Below are 1,257 nucleotides of genomic sequence, written 5' to 3' on the forward strand. Positions count from 1 at the left end.
TGTAGTGGTCAATCATTTTTGGCCACCTCGTTATAAGTTTTCCAATACTGTTTTTCTTTCGCTATAGGTGAGCTGCCGTCGTTATGCCTATGAGGTCGGTAACGGTTGTAGTAGCCCACGATATATTGTGATATTTCGCCTGTTGCTTCTGTTAGATTTTTATATCCTACTCTTGGCATCCACTCAGTTTTAAAGCTTCTAAAAAAGCGTTCCATTGGCGCATTATCCCAGCAATTGCCTCGACGAGATAAGCTTTGTTTCATGCCATAGCGCCAGATGAGTTGCCTAAACGTTTTACTCGTATAATGACAACCTTGATCGCTATGAAACATAACTCTTTTTGGATTTCCCCGGCTCTCATAAGCCATTCTTAATGCCTTTTTAGTCAGTTCACTATCAGGTCTTGTCGATGTTGCCCAACCAACAACTCTACGAGCATAAAGATCAATAACGACTGCTAGATAAACCCACCGAGAGCCGCACCAAACATAAGTTACATCACCACACCACACTTGATTTGGTGTTGATACGTTAAACTCACGCTCAAGCAAGTTAGGAATGCTTAAGTGAAGCTTTTCAGCTTTTGCATACTTGTGTGAAGGTAGCTGACGACTCACTAAGTCATTCTGTTTCATTAACTTACGCACGAGCCAACGACTAACGTTAAATCCTGAATCCTTTAGCAACTGAACTAAGGTGCGTTGGCCTGCCGAGCCATGGCTTATCCCAAACCAACGCTTTAATTGTGCAATCAAGCGTAGACGTTCAGGATTTATATGTTGTGGCCTTTTACGCCAGTAACGGAAGCTACTACGTTGAACTTTAAATAGATGACAGAGGCGCTTTACCGGCCAACTCTCTTGAAATGACCGTATCATCGCAAACCTTTGATGGAGTCCTGCATCAAGAGAGCTGAAGCCTTTTTTAAGATTTCATTATCCTCTTCCAGTCGCTTTAATTTACGTTCTAGCTCACGAATTTTAAGCTGGTCAGGCGTTATGGGAGTTACACTAGATAAGTTGCCTTGACGCTCTTGGCGAAGCTGTCTCGCCCATTTATCAACGGTAGATTTTCCAAGCCCCAGTGCTTCAGCAACATCTCGAACTGAGCGCTGCTCATCCACTACTTGCTGTGCGACTTCTAAACGAAACTCAGGAGAGTATTTTGGTCGTGTTTGTTTTGCCATTATTACACCTAATTAAGTTATGGTGATTATATCACCTCTAATCAGGTGGCCAAATTCAATGTACCATTACA

1 protein-coding gene is annotated in these 1,257 nt (G+C 42.6%); it reads right to left on the reverse strand.

Going from position 1 to position 1,257, the window contains the following annotated elements; translation table 11 throughout:
- Nucleotides 1-8: 8 nt before the first annotated feature.
- A protein-coding gene (locus CWC18_RS18025; protein WP_212747741.1) for an IS3 family transposase occupies nt 9-1,186 on the reverse strand; the annotation gives its coding sequence in 2 pieces (ribosomal slippage) (nt 9-931 and nt 931-1,186; 1,179 coding nt in all).
- Nucleotides 1,187-1,257: the final 71 nt, after the last annotated feature.

Source organism: Pseudoalteromonas aurantia (assembly GCF_005886875.1).
In the GTDB taxonomy this organism is placed as follows: domain Bacteria; phylum Pseudomonadota; class Gammaproteobacteria; order Enterobacterales; family Alteromonadaceae; genus Pseudoalteromonas; species Pseudoalteromonas aurantia_A.